The organism is Actinomycetota bacterium (genome assembly GCA_012837825.1).
GTDB lineage: Bacteria > Actinomycetota > Humimicrobiia > Humimicrobiales > Humimicrobiaceae > Humimicrobium.
Window position 1 is genome coordinate 1 of record DUQM01000082.1, and the last position, 14,501, is coordinate 14,501.

General features: G+C 35.8%; 18 protein-coding genes and 2 tRNA genes. 4 read left to right on the forward strand and 16 right to left on the reverse strand.

The annotated features are described in order from the left end of the window. Window positions 1-1,372: LCP family protein (locus GXZ93_06310; GenBank protein ID HHT79385.1), on the reverse strand; the 1,372-nt coding region annotated here is incomplete at its 3' end. A gap of 76 nt (window positions 1,373-1,448) precedes the next feature. Then, window positions 1,449-1,928, reverse strand: coding sequence for a hypothetical protein (locus tag GXZ93_06315; protein HHT79386.1), 480 nt, complete (start codon window positions 1,926-1,928; stop codon window positions 1,449-1,451). Between the two features lie 300 nt (window positions 1,929-2,228). Between GXZ93_06315 and lexA the strand changes: the two genes are divergently transcribed. The 4 genes from lexA (at window position 2,229) to GXZ93_06335 (ending at window position 5,566) form a co-directional block, all read left to right on the forward strand. Further along, entirely contained in the window at window positions 2,229-2,876 is a 648-nt protein-coding gene (lexA, locus tag GXZ93_06320; protein ID HHT79387.1) for a transcriptional repressor LexA, read from the forward strand. 93 nt (window positions 2,877-2,969) lie between these two features. Beyond that, complete coding sequence (locus GXZ93_06325; protein ID HHT79388.1) at window positions 2,970-3,107, forward strand: hypothetical protein; 138 nt, start codon at window positions 2,970-2,972, stop codon at window positions 3,105-3,107. Window positions 3,108-3,123: 16 nt separating this feature from the next. Continuing rightward, complete coding sequence (gene dinB, locus GXZ93_06330; GenBank protein ID HHT79389.1) at window positions 3,124-4,296, forward strand: DNA polymerase IV; 1,173 nt, start codon at window positions 3,124-3,126, stop codon at window positions 4,294-4,296. A gap of 286 nt (window positions 4,297-4,582) precedes the next feature. Continuing rightward, the gene (locus GXZ93_06335; protein HHT79390.1) at window positions 4,583-5,566 is read left to right on the forward strand and encodes a TIM barrel protein; all 984 of its coding nucleotides are present in this window, start codon (window positions 4,583-4,585) and stop codon (window positions 5,564-5,566) included. A gap of 267 nt (window positions 5,567-5,833) precedes the next feature. Here GXZ93_06335 and GXZ93_06340 read toward each other — a convergent pair whose 3' ends face one another. The 14 genes from GXZ93_06340 to GXZ93_06405 form a co-directional block, all read right to left on the reverse strand. After that, window positions 5,834-6,118 (reverse strand): EutN/CcmL family microcompartment protein, encoded by a 285-nt coding sequence (locus tag GXZ93_06340; GenBank protein HHT79391.1) that lies wholly within the window; start codon window positions 6,116-6,118, stop codon window positions 5,834-5,836. Continuing rightward, a complete protein-coding gene (locus GXZ93_06345; protein HHT79392.1) occupies window positions 6,115-6,417 on the reverse strand; it encodes a EutN/CcmL family microcompartment protein in 303 nt (100 codons plus the stop codon). Before GXZ93_06345 ends, GXZ93_06340 begins: the two co-directional genes overlap by 4 nt. Before the next feature lie 10 nt (window positions 6,418-6,427). Continuing rightward, a complete protein-coding gene (locus tag GXZ93_06350; protein ID HHT79393.1) occupies window positions 6,428-6,721 on the reverse strand; it encodes a EutN/CcmL family microcompartment protein in 294 nt (97 codons plus the stop codon). A gap of 41 nt (window positions 6,722-6,762) precedes the next feature. After that, entirely contained in the window at window positions 6,763-7,053 is a 291-nt protein-coding gene (locus GXZ93_06355; protein ID HHT79394.1) for a EutN/CcmL family microcompartment protein, read from the reverse strand. A 5-nt stretch (window positions 7,054-7,058) separates the two neighbouring features. Continuing rightward, window positions 7,059-7,340 (reverse strand): EutN/CcmL family microcompartment protein, encoded by a 282-nt coding sequence (locus GXZ93_06360; GenBank protein ID HHT79395.1) that lies wholly within the window; start codon window positions 7,338-7,340, stop codon window positions 7,059-7,061. A gap of 84 nt (window positions 7,341-7,424) precedes the next feature. Then, window positions 7,425-7,916, reverse strand: coding sequence for a ferredoxin:glutaredoxin reductase (locus GXZ93_06365; GenBank protein ID HHT79396.1), 492 nt, complete (start codon window positions 7,914-7,916; stop codon window positions 7,425-7,427). A gap of 29 nt (window positions 7,917-7,945) precedes the next feature. Continuing rightward, window positions 7,946-8,233: a glutaredoxin family protein gene (locus GXZ93_06370; GenBank protein ID HHT79397.1), complete on the reverse strand. Its 288-nt coding sequence runs from the start codon at window positions 8,231-8,233 to the stop codon at window positions 7,946-7,948. Window positions 8,234-8,463: 230 nt separating this feature from the next. Then, a complete protein-coding gene (locus GXZ93_06375) occupies window positions 8,464-9,084 on the reverse strand; it encodes a nucleotidyltransferase domain-containing protein (protein ID HHT79398.1) in 621 nt (206 codons plus the stop codon). Between the two features lie 146 nt (window positions 9,085-9,230). Further along, window positions 9,231-9,304: transfer RNA gene (locus GXZ93_06380), tRNA-Cys, on the reverse strand. 59 nt (window positions 9,305-9,363) lie between these two features. Next, on the reverse strand, window positions 9,364-10,368 hold the full coding sequence (amrS, locus tag GXZ93_06385; GenBank protein HHT79399.1) for an AmmeMemoRadiSam system radical SAM enzyme: 1,005 nt from the start codon (window positions 10,366-10,368) through the stop codon (window positions 9,364-9,366). A 6-nt stretch (window positions 10,369-10,374) separates the two neighbouring features. Then, window positions 10,375-10,463, reverse strand: a tRNA-Leu gene (locus GXZ93_06390). Between the two features lie 169 nt (window positions 10,464-10,632). Next, on the reverse strand, window positions 10,633-12,273 hold the full coding sequence (locus tag GXZ93_06395) for a hypothetical protein (GenBank protein ID HHT79400.1): 1,641 nt from the start codon (window positions 12,271-12,273) through the stop codon (window positions 10,633-10,635). Between the two features lie 152 nt (window positions 12,274-12,425). After that, window positions 12,426-13,430 (reverse strand): dipeptide ABC transporter ATP-binding protein, encoded by a 1,005-nt coding sequence (locus GXZ93_06400; GenBank protein HHT79401.1) that lies wholly within the window; start codon window positions 13,428-13,430, stop codon window positions 12,426-12,428. 57 nt (window positions 13,431-13,487) lie between these two features. Beyond that, window positions 13,488-14,498, reverse strand: coding sequence for an ABC transporter ATP-binding protein (locus tag GXZ93_06405; protein HHT79402.1), 1,011 nt, complete (start codon window positions 14,496-14,498; stop codon window positions 13,488-13,490). Window positions 14,499-14,501: the final 3 nt, after the last annotated feature.

Here is a 14,501-nt window from a genome sequence, read left to right on the forward strand (position 1 = left end):
CTGCACTTGCGTTTCCGACCATTTCCGGCCATGAAGGAATGGTTGTTATATCGATTTTTGAATAATTTATTTTTCCGAATACAAGAAGATATCTTACGATATCTTTAAACTCAATATCTGTCCATACATACCTGGTCAGATAATTAATAAAGAAAGGCATTTTAATAAATTTCTCCAGATCAGACTGCTGCCTCATTAATGCGATTATTATTTTGGCTGCTTCCCTTTCTCTTGCAAAGGCTCCTCCCTGATGCCCCGGTTCCCCGCTTCTGTGTCTGTTTCTTGCAAGAGCAAGAGCCTGTTCCCCGTTTAAGTGGTGTATCCCTTTTGAAAGATAGCAGCCCGAAAATCCGTCAGCAAGATCTTCCTTTACCTCAACTGTGACTCCGCCAAAGAAATCAATAAGAGGCTTGAATCCGTCAAAATCAGTTATTATGTAATTATCTATCTCAAGACCCGAAAACTTTTCAATAGTCTCAACGGCAAGCTCATTTCCGCCTACGGCATGTGCTCCATTTATTTTACCTTCTCCGTGGCCGGGAATATCCACCCAGGTATCTCTTGGAATTGTCACTATGGTTCCTTCCCCGCTTTCAGGATTAATATGTAAAATCATTATGATATCCGTTCTGCCGTTTACCCTGCCTCCGGGTCTGTCAAATGCACTGTCATCCCCCAGAATCAATATGTTTATCGAATCAGGCTTTTTCGTTTCACTGCCTTTAAGATTATTTTCATTGCACAGGTGGAAATCAGCAAGAAACTGATTAAAAAATAAAGAAGCCTTATCAGCCTCAATGTTTTCGCCCATATATTTAATTATAAAAAAAGCATCATCATAAACAAAACCGGTTATCATATCTGTCATATTTTTATTATCAGCCAGTTCAGCTACATATCTGTAACCCAGTATTTCAGCGTTTATGCCGCTTATTTCAACATCCTGCTTATCCAGTTTGGAAGAATTATCAAAATCATTTAACCCGTCAAGATATTTCTGGGCAAATATCTCAGAATTATACAGATCATCTGCTTCTTCACTGCCTGATATATTAATAATTATACTTTCACTATTATCACTATTATGCAGTACCAGTCTTTCACCTTTATCTTTTTCATATACAGACCAGCCTTCGGGAATTTTAAAGAAATAATCTGCAAAGTTTTCCGAACTGCTGAAATACAGGTTTTTATCAGTAGTCGTGGTAGTCACACTTATCGAAGTTTCGGTAGTTTTTTCTTCAGATAAAGAAGTAGTTGTTTCCGCGACCTCTTTGTTATCGTTTCTGTATTTATTTATCAGGAAGAATGACAGGATTGAAAGAGCTGCAACAATACATGCAATAATAATTATCATAAATATCTTTTTCATAATTAAGTATTACTCCGGAACTTGGTTTTTATAACAGAAAAATATCAGGAAAGTATATAATATATTAAAATATGATTCAATAAATTACTGAAAGTGATTTTTCATCAGTAACACTTATTGTTCCGTCCGCTTTTTCAACAATCCTAAGCCATATTCCTTTTTTACCGAAATCTTTGGCTTCTTTCTTGGTGCTGAAGTATATATCTATTCTGTTGCCCTTGATCTTTCCTCCTGTATCCTCCGCAATGAAAGTACCTATATCTTTTATCTGGACTTCTGTGCCCAGGGGAATTACATAAGGATCGACAGCTATAACTCCTTCATGGATTTTTTTACCGGTAGCAGTAATATTGTCCGTCCCCTGAGATGGATCGTCTGCACTGTAGCCTGTGGCAACAAAATAAAACCATTCAACAAGCTCGGTTTCTTTTTTATTTATGATGACCGGCTCTTTTTTAATGATTATTTTCTCATTTTCGTATTCTGCTCTTGTGAAAAACTTTAAAACATCTCCTTTATATCCCAAGTGCAGCCATAACGCTCCAAAAATAATCATGGCAATAAGAACCCAGAATAAAAGGTTTATTATAATATTATATTTCTTCAATTTTACCCCTCTGTTTACTATAAAAAAACAGTAAAAACGATATGCACGCCTTATATATGCATGACTTTTATAACAAAATAAGCTATAAAACAGCTTTAAAATAAAAACCCCGATAGATTATACGAATAAAAACTTAAAAATCAACCCTGGAAAAATCTCCGAATAAATTACTATACATATGTATAGTAATTATTGTATAATCTGTCATGGAGCACATAAAAATCAAACTTGTCAGGGAGAAGATGTAAAATGGCTAAAAAAGAAGGACTTACAGAAAAACAAAGTGCCTTTCTTAAAGAAATATACAGATTTATATCAGAAAAAAAATATCCCCCTTCGATCAGGGAGCTTGCTTCCATATCAGGGTTTTCCTCTCCCAGGGGAGCATCAGATCATTTGAACATGCTGGCCAGAAAAGGCTATGTTCAAAGGAATCCTTCACCAAGGTCTTTGAGGCTGACAGAAAAAGCTTTCTGGTATTTAAAAGTCCCTAATCCTTTCAGCGATGATAATGTAATGTATCTTCCTCTTCTCGGCAGAATAGCAGCAGGAAAACCTGTTTTTGCAGAAGAAAACATAAGCGAGTATGTGCCGGTATCAAAACATATAATGGGCAGAGCTGAAGGACAATTCATTTTAAAAGTAAGAGGAGACAGCATGTCCGGAGACCATATAGTCGACGGGGATATGCTTATCGTAAAAATACAAGACACTGCAGAAAACGGAGATATCATAGCTGCACTTTTAAACGATGAAGCTGTAGTTAAAAGATTTTACAGACGTTCAGATGGAACGGTTGAGCTGATATCGTCAAATCCCTTATATGAGCCAATAGTTGTAAAGGATGCTATAAAAATACAGGGCAAAGTTATCGCCATTTACAGAAGTATTTATTAGTCCGTGTAATCGGATCTTTTATCAAGCTGGAAAGTTTTTATAAAAAGACCGTTCCTTTTTTTATAAAAAACAACTTGGGAGAAACATTAAGGCTTGGAATTTATAAAGATAGCAAATAATCTTATAGACGCAGAGGCTTTTGACTTTACAGGATTTAAAAGAAAAAGCTATTTCAGACAGGCATTAAGAAGGAAATATACAGTAACCGGATCATGTGCAGATAAAACATAAATAATAAATACGGGATATGGAAAACAAAAGACAGATAATACATGTGGACATGGATGCTTTCTTTGCACAAATAGAGCAAAGAGATAATCCTGAATATAAGGGCAAACCTCTTATCGTTGGGGGACCGGTAAACAGAGGTGTAATTTCTTCTGCTTCCTATGAAGCAAGAGCTTATGGTCTTTACTCAGGCATGCCTCTTTATAAGGCCAGGAAATTATGTCCGAAGGGCATATATGTTCCTGTAAATATGGAAAAATATCTTTTTGAATCCGGAATAATAAGAAATATTTTTTATCAGTTCACTCCCCTTGTCGAACCGGTAGGATGCGATGAAGCCTTTCTTGATGTAACCGGATGTGAAAAACTTTTCGGCAGAGCTTTTGATATCGCAAAAAAGATAAAAGGTGCTATTTATGAAAAAACCAATCTTGTATCCTCCGCCGGAGTAGGATCAAATAAATTTTTCGCGAAACTTGCATCAAATCTTGGCAAGCCAAACGGCCTCATCGTGCTTGAAAAAACACCTGAGACTATGAGCAAAATAAAAATGCTGCCTGTTTCAAGCATCTGGGGAATTGGAAGATCCACTGAAAAAAGCCTTAATAAAATGGGTATCAAAAGCATTGGTGATCTTGCTGGCATGCCTCTTGAAATACTTAAAATGAAATTTAAGAAAACCGGGGAATTTATCTATAAAATGGCAAACGGAATTGACAACCGGCCTGTGCTGCCCCCTTCAGATCCAAAATCCATAGGAAGAGAAATGACTTTGCCCGGAGATACATCGGATATAGCTGTATTAAAAACAGTAGTACTAAGGCTTATTCAGAAAATAGTTATCAGTCTTTGCCGCGAAAAATGTAAAGGGAGAACAATAACATTAAAAATAAGATTTTCAGATTTTACAGGAATATCATCCAGAATAACAATCGACAGGTATACCGACAATATATTTGAAATCTATAAAACAGCCCTTTCCCTGATCCGAAAAACAGATCTTGTCAGAAAAAAGGTAAGGATGATAGGAATTTCGGTGTCAGGACTTAAAAAACACAGTCTTGCTGAATACGGTCTTTTTGAAAATAATGATAAAAAAGACAGTATTGCAAAAACAATATATGAAATAAATTCCCGATATGGAAATAACAAGATATTTGTCGCAGAATCAATAAATGAAATTAATGAATGAATATGATTAATTAATATATTAGTGTAATTATGTTTATGGCAAAAACTTCTTCTCTTATTCTGTTAAAAAAAGATGGTATTTCCGGAACCTTTTTTATAAGTATTTCTTTTCAGGCATTCAAGTTGTTCTCCGGAATTGCTTCATAAAAAAATTAGCTTTCATCATAAATAATTTCTATAATGAATTAAATTATTTGTTTTTACAATAAGTCAGTTATTAAAATTAAAAATATAAAAATTTTTATATTTTTAAATCAACAATAATTAGGTCTTGGAAAGGAGTTTGAATGGAATTAAAAATAGATGCTCACCTCTGGTGTTTGGGCGGATATTCTGAAAGATACGTTCCCGGAGGTTATTATGACGATATGAGACTTGAAGAAAAACTTGAGATTTTTCAAAACACAAAAGGAATAACGGGAATTGTTGTATTTCTGCCGACCGATCCTCTGCCTTCTGAGCCTGAAAAACTTGTAAAGCTGCTTAATAATTATGACCTAAAGGTTTCAAGCATAGAGCCGGAAATCTGGAGTGATCGAAAATGGAAAAACGGAGCATTCTCTACAAATGAAAAAAAAATAAGAAAAGAAGCCATTAGAATAATGAAGGAAGGCATCGATCTCTGTAAGGAATTAAAAGCAGACAGCGTCCTTTTATGGCCGGCGCATGATGGTTTTGATTATGTTTTTCAGTCAAACTATAAAGACGGCTGGAAATATCTTGTTGAAACGACAAGAGAAATAGCATCATATAATCCTGATGTAAAAATAGCCATAGAGGCAAAATCAAAGGATCCAAGGCAGAAACAGTATATCAGCGATACGGGAAAAGCACTTGCTTTTATAAGTGAAGTCGGTATGGATAATGTTGGATGCGCTCTTGATGTAGGCCATGCTCTTATGGCTAATGAAAATATTGCTGAGTCATGTATGCTGATTGACAGGTGGAACAAGCTTTTTCAGATACATATAAATGAAAACTATAAAGATTCCGACCCTGATATGATTTTCGGTACAATAAATTTTTGGGAAATGCTTGAATTCTTTTATTATCTGAATCAGACAAATTATAACTCATGGTGCACAATAGACATTATTTCATCACGGGATGACAGAAAAAAAGCTTTCCAGCTTGCTGTTAGCAATACCTGGTGGTTTAAGGAAATGGCCGACAAGCTGCTGACCCATAAAGAAAAAATAGAGGATAATATGAAAAGCTACAGATTTGCCGACAATATGGACATCCTTAAAGAAATTATTTTTGAAAAATAAAAATATCAAAAGGGACTATAACTAAAGCAAAATCAGTATTTCCAAATGACAGCTCCCTTATGAAAATCCTCTATCTTGCCACAATGGAGGTCGCTAAGAAATGGACGGAGGATGAAAGACAGGTCAATAATGCTTTCCCAGCTAAATATTTATTTTAAGGAAAGGATAGAATCTTATGTGGTATAATTTAAGTCCGGAAAAGATTTTATCCAATCCAGGCTTAAATATTTGCAGCTTTATAGAAAATAATCTAATTTCTCTGACTGCTTAATATATTATTTCCTTGTCCCGTATAAAGGCTTTTGCAATTTTTGCCGTGATAACGGCATCAATGCCCTTTTCATTTGTTTCGACAGAGCCTCTTGCAGCAGCACCATTTACCAACATCACCACTTCATCTATTCCTGCACCTATTAAATCTGCAGCAATATGAAAATTTTTTTCATATTCACCATAAACATTCATTTCCTTTACTACCAGCAATTTGTAACCCTCATACTTGGGTTCTTTTGCATTGCTTACAACTGTTCCTATGACTCTGCCGATAATCATTTTTTATAATCCTTGTCAACATTAACTGAATCAATTATCGCCGTAATTGTGGTATCTGAAAGAACTGTTGCATGTTCAAAAGCCTGACCGGCCTGAAAGCTTATCTCATAGGCAACAGTTTCACCGACCGCTGAACCAACGGCATCCATCGCAAAAAAAGGCTTACCGGTTAATTCTCCGGTTTCAGGATTTAAATCCTGTATTATTTTTATTTCTATACCTTCATATGAATAATGCTTGTGATCCGACCACGTAACTCCGATGACTTTTGCAAGAAACATATCTTTGTTCAGCTCCAATCCGGCTGCGCTATTTTATTAAATGCCTGTATCTTTCTTCGATATTTACAGAATCTACTTTTGCAGAAATAGCCTGGTCAACCGGCATGTCCGTATTGCCTCTGAGCATCCTGCTCGGACTGCCTTTTATTACAAGAACTATTTCCCCTATGCCCAGTCCCAATGTATTTTCCGCACAAACTGCATACTCATCTCTCTCGCTTAAATCAAGATTAAGCATCTGCACCATATAGAATTTTACAGACTCTACTTTTTCGTCCTTTACCGTACATACGATTTCTTTTTTTATTATTCCCAGATCCAATCCATATCCCTTATAAAAAAACAGTAAGCAACATTTTTGTTTTACTTGTCTTCAAAATATTCTTTTCTAAATTTTTTAAAATCATCAATTCTTGCCATTATAGTTGAGTCTGCGGGCATTTTACTTGTAAGAGCCGGCATCCTTCCTGCGCTGCCTCCGCATACAAGAACATAATCTCCTATACCTATGCCTATGGCGTCAAAAGATATTTCATATTTGCCGGCCGGTTCAAGCCTTGAGTTAAAATATTCTACAATAAACAACTTTGCCGAGCTGAGCTGTTCAATTTTAGCTACAGAAACTACATTACCGATTACTCTGCCTATATACATTCTGTTTAATCTTTCAAATCATATATGTTTATTTTATCTACTTTCGCCACTACGGCTGATTTTATGGGTGTTTTATCGATACCTACAATTCTGCTTATCGCAATATCATCATCAGAAAGCAGAACTATTTCGCCACTGCCAACGCCTACCCCGTCTTCAACTATAAAATACCTGCCTGTCGGTTTTCCGTCAGGGTCAATGGTTCTGGCTATTTTCAGCTTTGTGCCTTCAATTTTTTTTACTTTTACAGTACTTGTAACAGTACCAATTATTTCAGCTATCAGCATAATTAAAAAAATCAGTTCTCGTTCTGTAGATATTATCAGTTTTCAAATATTATAAAAAGACCGCAAATCAGTTAAACGGGTTCGTCATATAAATCTTTCAAACCTGTCCTTTTTTGCCTTGCAAACCGGACATATCCCGGGCGGATTATTTCTGGCGCAGAGATAACCGCATACTTTGCACCTGTATATCGGATATTTTAAATTCAGATCATTTCCCTGAACCTTCACTTTTGGTTCGCTTATCTTTTTTTCCTTTCCCTGATCTGCTTTTTTTCTTCTCTCAGGAATCGATGAAAGCTTTTTACTGCCTTTGATTACCTCTTCCGAAACATAAAGAGCACAATAGCAGGCATCGTAATCATTAAGATCATCGTCTCTGTAATCGCAGGGACAGATTATATCTATGTCCTCTTTCTTTTTTCCGCTGGCAAGACGGCACGGACAGGATTGATAGCCATATCTGCTTTCATTGATTAAAAGACTTCTTACCAGTTCTTTTGAAAAAGATTCCTCTGAATTAAGAAAATAACCATTTTCAAGTGCATCTTTTTTTATTTTTTCAAAAGCTTTTTCCAGCTCTTTTTCTTCAATATCTTTGTTTTGTTTCACTTTTCCAGCACTTCCCTTATTTTAATTTCATCAAATCCTCTTATCGCTTCCTTATCATCAATAACAAGAGTTGGAAATCCTCCGGATGGATTAAACTTTTTGACCTGCTCAACAGCAAAATCCTGTTCATTGCTATCAAGAAAATCAACATCTATATAATCGTATGACACACCCAGTTCGTTTAAAAGCATCTTGGTCTTTCTGCACCATATGCAGGTACTTAATGCATATAAAACAAGCTTGTTCTTTTTAATCCCGTCCACATGTTTTGTGTTTAAATTCATCAGTTCCCCCTCTTTCCTTAAAAATTATTCTATTTTTGGAAATAAAATAATTTTTAAAACTATTTGTTTATCGTTTATATTTATTTTTAATGATTATATATTATTTATTTTTAAATAAGAATTAAGATTTTTTAGTTTTTATAACTTTAACCTGCAAGTATAGGTTTCAGATGATATTTTATGTATGAAAAACCACAATCTGCATTTTCCTCTCTGCAAATCGGAATCTATTAAACCAAAGACAGGTCTTCCAAATAATCAATCCACCCGGAAAGTGTCTCCTGTGTAAATTCCTTAAGTGCAAGCAGGTAGATGCTATAAGCTTCCGGGTCTATTTTATGGAGGGTACGGAGTGCTTTATTAGGTCCACAGTAACGCAGGCGTTTAATATTAAAATAGATCTCCAGACTGTCATATAGAAGCCAGTGCCATCTGTAGTAGCCTTCAGTATCCCCACGGGATGTGCGCATTAACATTTTTTTCAGCCAGTAAACTTCATTTTGGATTTCTTCATTTGTTTTAAGGGTTCTTCCCTTAGTGAATTCAAGAACACGCTCTTTTAATGATTTTGCAATTCCTTTTTTATCCAATACAATTTCCCCATCAAATACCTGGATAAAATCTTCCGGATTGTATTCATCTTGAAACACCTCAGGCGGATAGATGAACACATCAAGAGGAATATCCTCAATCACTGAAGAATCATGCTTCTTCGAACTATTTGCGATGACTAATGCGTCAAAATCGCTATGCTCATTTGCACTTCCGTCTACGAATGAGCCATACACAATAATCGCATCCGGACTATATGTTTCAATAAGATATTTAATGATTGTGTCTCTTTTAATCACTTAATTGATACGCCTCCATAAATTCTACTTCTCCATCGACAATTATTCTGACGGAAAACATAAATAAAATCCACTTCCGGAAAATGCTGGGGTCTTTATTGGAAAAAGAAAAACCGTCCAATTTACAGGCCAGGCGGTTCTGATCCTGGAGGCGACATCCGGATTCGAACCGGAGATAAAGGTTTTGCAGACCTCTGCCTTACCACTTGGCTATGTCGCCTTTGAGATATGTAATTATAAAATAAAATCACATAAAAGTTAATAGCGGTATAAAGGTTTTTAGAAAAACCCGTTTATTCTGCCTTTGCAGAACCTGCACCTGCCGTCTTCAATATTATTTTCCATTATATTATATCCATGGCGACTGATTAAAAGCTTCCCGCATGCGGGACAAAAGCTGTTTTCCAGATTATTTGCAGGAATATTGCCGGCATAAACATATTTTAGCCCTGCCGATTTTCCTATTGCTACAGCCTCCGTTATTTTATCTGTTTCAGTTGCCTTTATGGATGATTTATACTGTGGGTAATAAGCGCTTAAATGCCATGGAAGTTCGGCCGATATATTTTTTAAAAACTCGGCCATTGCCCTTATTTCTTCCTTGGAATCATTCAGTCCGGGGATCAGCAGAGTTGTGACTTCCACCCATATTTCTCTGCTTTTAAGATACTCGATATTTTCAAGAACAGGTTTTAGTCTTGCTCCTGCATATTTTCTGTAAAAATCATCTGTAAAACTTTTAAGATCAATATTTGCCGCGTCCAGATAAGGAGCAATTTTATCAATAGCTTCTTTTGTCATGTAGCCATTCGTCACAAAGACATTTTTAATTTTGTTTTCTTTTGCAATTACTGCTGTATCAAATGCAAATTCAAAAAAAACCGTCGGTTCCGTATATGTATAGGAAATACTTTTACAATCGTATCTTAAAGCCTTTTTTACGATGTCATCAGGATTATAGTAAACGCCCCGGTTCTCCGCTTCTCCCTCTGCTATCTGGGAAATCTGGTAATTCTGACAGAAAAAGCATTTAAAATTACATCCGGCACATGCTATTGAATAAGACATGCTGCCGGGCAGGAAGTGAAATAAAGGTTTTTTTTCAATTGGATCAATGTTCTCTGTAATCAGCTGTCCGTAATTCAGGCTGAAAAGCTTTCCTCCGATATTTTTCCTTACATTGCATTTCCCGAAGGCATTATGGGCAATCGTACACATATGGCTACATAAATAGCATGATGTTTTTGACTGGCTGATTTTTTTATATAAATAGCTTTCTTTCATTTTTAATGGTGTCGGAAGGGGGACTTGAACCCCCACGAACTATACCGTTCACAAGGCCCTCAACCTTGCGCGTCTACCAATTCCGCCACTCCGACATATTGTCAAAATATTTTAAATTCTTTTTTGTATTGTTTCAACTCAAATCATTTCATATCCTTAATTTATTATATTGCGAACACCTTGTTTTTCAAAATAAAAGAATTACCAACTCAAGAAGTCTGCCTGCAAAAAAAAGAAATACGGGAAGAATTACTGCTTTTTAGCTTATTCTACCGGCTTGAGACAGATAGCAAGATGCTCCCAGAGATTACCTTTTTCGATCAGCACATCTATATTTTTATTTTCATCAAGCTGTGTTATTAGTTCCATGTCTACGGGAATACTTGTCAGACCTATTTCGCCATTTTTTAAAGAAGCTATCAGCAGATTTTTATCTGCTTCAAGCACTATTTTTATTTTATCCACTTCAGAAAAATTATCCTTGTAATAAATATTTTTTTCCAGCAGCATATACTGGTCTTTTACCCATTCCGTAATCTTATAAGGCCCGCAGCCGAATGAGCCATCTATAAGCAAATTCCCGATGGCATCTTTTTCAAGCATTTTTTTATTCAGAATAAATGTAAATAATTTTTCATAATTCTGAATAGGATCAGTAAAATATATATAAAATTCCGTTTCGCTCACTATTTTTATTTCTTTTATATTTTTATATCCAGCTTCTTTAAGGTTAAGGTTTTTATCAGCAATAATTGCTTCTATCGTGGCTTTGACATCCCCGGAATTCACCCGCATTCCATCCTGCCAGAAAATATTTTCTTTCAAAGTTATAAATATGCTGTTGTCGGATCTGCTTATGGCCGTTTGTGATTTTGCATCATCTATAAGATCAGGGATGTAGCTCCCATCTTTGTCCGGTTTCCACAAACCTCTTGAAACTATGCTATTTATATAATTCATAAATATATTTTCTTCCAGAAAAGGATTCATTGTGGAAGGCATATTATCGGTCCCGATTACCAACTCCCCTTCTTCACCTTCTTCCAAATTTAGTTTGATATTCTGTATATTCGATAAATAATTGCCGTCGGAAGAACTTATTTCAAGATTACTTATTTCTGTATTAAAAGCTACTGCATACAGTCTTGAAAAAAGCGGTAGTATGAAAGAATCTTCAAAAATTTTATTTTGTATTTCCTCTGCAATATCTTTCTTCTCTTCAATATCTTTGGTCAGAATAAGTTTCTGCAGATTTTCGTCAATGGCAGCATTTGAATACCAGTAAAAATTATTGCAATTCTGGTTTTCAGCTGTTTCATTTACCGGTATTTTTGTAGAATTAAAATAATTCAGAAGCTCATTTGGATTTGAGGTATATAAAGACCATAAGGCAAGCTCATAATTGCCAAGCCTAATATGTTCATTATACCATTCGTTTGGGGGATAATTGCTTATCCATATTTTTATTCCAATTTCTTCAAGGTTTTCTTTTATTATTTCTTCTATTTCCTGTCTTGAGGAAGAGTTGTCGTTTGAGCCTATTGTAAGATACAAAGGATTTTCCGGTCCGTATCCTGCTGCTTTCAGGCATTCCAGCGCTTTTCCTTTATTGTATTCAAGTTTGTTCCATACCGGAATACTAAAAGAAGAATTTTCACTGAACAGACTATTCAGCACATTATTTCTATCCCCAAACAGCTCGTTTACTATTCTTTCCCTGTCTATTGCATGAAATATAGCCTGCCTCACATTTATATTGTTTAAAACATTTTTGTCTTTTTGTTTGTTCTTTATATTAAAGAACAGCTCCATGCTATCTTCATATAAGTCAACAGTGGACTCTTTTGTGTTTTCCTCGATTTCCATGCTGTCGATATCCATATTAAATCCAGCAGGCAAATCCATGCCGCTGCATCCTGCTGCAAACACAGTAAATATAGCTACACAAAGAGTCAATATTATTATAGATCTGAATTTTATTTTATTTTTCAAAATATGATCAAAAAGGGAAAATTATAAGATTTTAATTTATTAAGTTTCTGCCTTTGGCATTATTGCTAAATAGATTTTCCGGCAAAGAAACATGCAGCCAGATGTTCTTTTCCGTCCTTGCTATAATTTTTGAGAACCGGTTCTTCTTTTGAACAAATCTCCTGGGCATTAGGACATCTTGGATGAAATCTGCAACCCGAAGGCGGATTAATAGGGCTTGGAACATCACCCGGCAGAATAATCCTCTGCCTCTTTCTCTCAATTTCCGGATCAGGAATGGGTATTGCCGAAAGAAGCCCCATTGTATAAGGATGCAGCGGATTTATATATAATTTTTCTGAAGGTGCAACTTCAACTATTTTACCGAGATACATTACTCCGATTCTGTTGCTGACATATTTCACTACTGAAAGATCATGAGCTATAAAAAGATATGTAAGATTAAATTCGCTCTGTAAATCAAGCATTAAATTCAGAATCTGGGCCTGTACCGATACATCAAGAGCAGATACAGGTTCATCACAGATTACCAATTCAGGCTGGAGAACAAGTGCTCTTGCAATCCCCACTCTCTGTCTCTGTCCTCCGCTAAACTCATGCGGGTATCTGTTTATATGCTCCGGATTAAGACCAACTGTTCCCAGGTACTCTTTGATCCTTTTAAGTCTTGAAATTTTACTGCCTATCCTGTGTATCTCCAGCGGTTCATTAACTATGTCACCTATCGTCATTCTGGGAGATAATGAAGCGTAAGGATCCTGAAAAATTATCTGTATTTCTTTTCTGTATTTAAGCATCTGTGAATTTTTCATCCTTACAAGATCATTTCCTTTGTAATTGATTATTCCGCTTGTGGGTTTTATCAATCTTAGTATCAATCTTGCTGTAGTGGATTTACCGCATCCGCTTTCACCAACAAGTCCGAAAGTCTCGCCTTTTTTTATAAAAAAACTTATATCATCGACTGCTTTGACTGAATTGGAAGATTTGGAATGAAAAAATCCTGATCTTAAATTAAAATGCTTTTTCAGATTCTTTACTTCCAGTAATAATGTATCTTTTTCTGGCATTATTTCTAAATCCTACAAACAAAAATTTATATTATAAACTAAATCCATATGTATTCTCTAATCCCTTGACAAAGATCCTGAATAAAATTCTTCTGACCTGAAACATGAGACAAAATGACCCTTCTCTATTTCAATGCTTAGAGGATAGGACAGCCTGCATGAACTCAGCTTAAACCTGCATCTCGGTGCAAAAGTACATCCTTCAGGAAGATCTATAAGGCTTGGCGGTGTTCCTTTTATGGGTTTCAGCCTTTCCTTTTGCTCTTCATTAAGTTTCGAGACTGATCCTATCAGGCCCATTGTGTAGGGATGATATGGTTTGTAAAAAATATCATTCACGCTGGCAAACTCTACCGGCTTGCCCGCATACATGACAAGAACTCTTTCTGCATATTTTGCAATTACTCCAAGATCATGAGTGATCAGCATAACTGAAGAATCGGTTTTACTTTTTAATTCCTCAACAAGTTCAAGAATCTGAGCCTGTATGGTAACATCAAGAGCAGTAGTAGGCTCATCAGCTATAAGTATGCTTGGGGAATTGGCTATTGCCATTGCTATCATTGCCCTCTGCCTCATTCCACCGCTAAACTCATGAGGATAACTTTTCATTCTTTTATGTATGTCAGGCATTCCTACCATATCAAGCAGTTCAAGCGCTCTTTCATAAGCTTGTTTTTTACTGATTTTCTGATGTGCAAGAATTGCTTCCATTAACTGATTGCCTATTGTAAAAACAGGATTAAGCGATGTCATGGGATCCTGAAATATCATTGATATCCTGTTGCCCCTGTATTTCTGTAGATGCTTCTGTTTGAGCTTCAGAAGATCCTGTCCGTCAAAATTAATATTTCCGCTGACAATTTTTCCCGGCGGAATAGCAATAAGTCCGAGAATTGTAAGAGCCGTAATGCTTTTGCCTGAACCTGTTTCGCCAACTATTCCAAGAGTTTCACCTTTTTTTAAGTCAAAGCTTACACCATCAACAGCTTTCACAACACCGGCATCCGTGTAGAAATAAGTTCTCAGGTCTTTTACCTCAAGCAATATGTTATTATTGTTTGTCATTGA

Bases quoted from the DNA above. Each gene is read 5' to 3' on its own strand.
- GXZ93_06315 (HHT79386.1), bottom strand. From the start codon at position 1,928: ATGATTATTTTTGGAGCGTTATGGCTGCACTTGGGATATAAAGGAGAT.
- lexA (HHT79387.1), top strand. From the start codon at position 2,229: ATGGCTAAAAAAGAAGGACTTACAGAAAAACAAAGTGCCTTTCTTAAA.
- dinB (HHT79389.1), top strand. From the start codon at position 3,124: ATGGAAAACAAAAGACAGATAATACATGTGGACATGGATGCTTTCTTT.
- GXZ93_06335 (HHT79390.1), top strand. From the start codon at position 4,583: ATGGAATTAAAAATAGATGCTCACCTCTGGTGTTTGGGCGGATATTCT.
- GXZ93_06340 (HHT79391.1), bottom strand. From the start codon at position 6,118: ATGATTATCGGCAGAGTCATAGGAACAGTTGTAAGCAATGCAAAAGAA.
- GXZ93_06355 (HHT79394.1), bottom strand. From the start codon at position 7,053: ATGTATATAGGCAGAGTAATCGGTAATGTAGTTTCTGTAGCTAAAATT.
- GXZ93_06360 (HHT79395.1), bottom strand. From the start codon at position 7,340: ATGCTGATAGCTGAAATAATTGGTACTGTTACAAGTACTGTAAAAGTA.
- GXZ93_06370 (HHT79397.1), bottom strand. From the start codon at position 8,233: ATGAATTTAAACACAAAACATGTGGACGGGATTAAAAAGAACAAGCTT.
- amrS (HHT79399.1), bottom strand. From the start codon at position 10,368: ATGAAAGAAAGCTATTTATATAAAAAAATCAGCCAGTCAAAAACATCA.
- GXZ93_06395 (HHT79400.1), bottom strand. From the start codon at position 12,273: ATGGATTTGCCTGCTGGATTTAATATGGATATCGACAGCATGGAAATC.
- GXZ93_06400 (HHT79401.1), bottom strand. From the start codon at position 13,430: ATGCCAGAAAAAGATACATTATTACTGGAAGTAAAGAATCTGAAAAAG.
- GXZ93_06405 (HHT79402.1), bottom strand. From the start codon at position 14,498: ATGACAAACAATAATAACATATTGCTTGAGGTAAAAGACCTGAGAACT.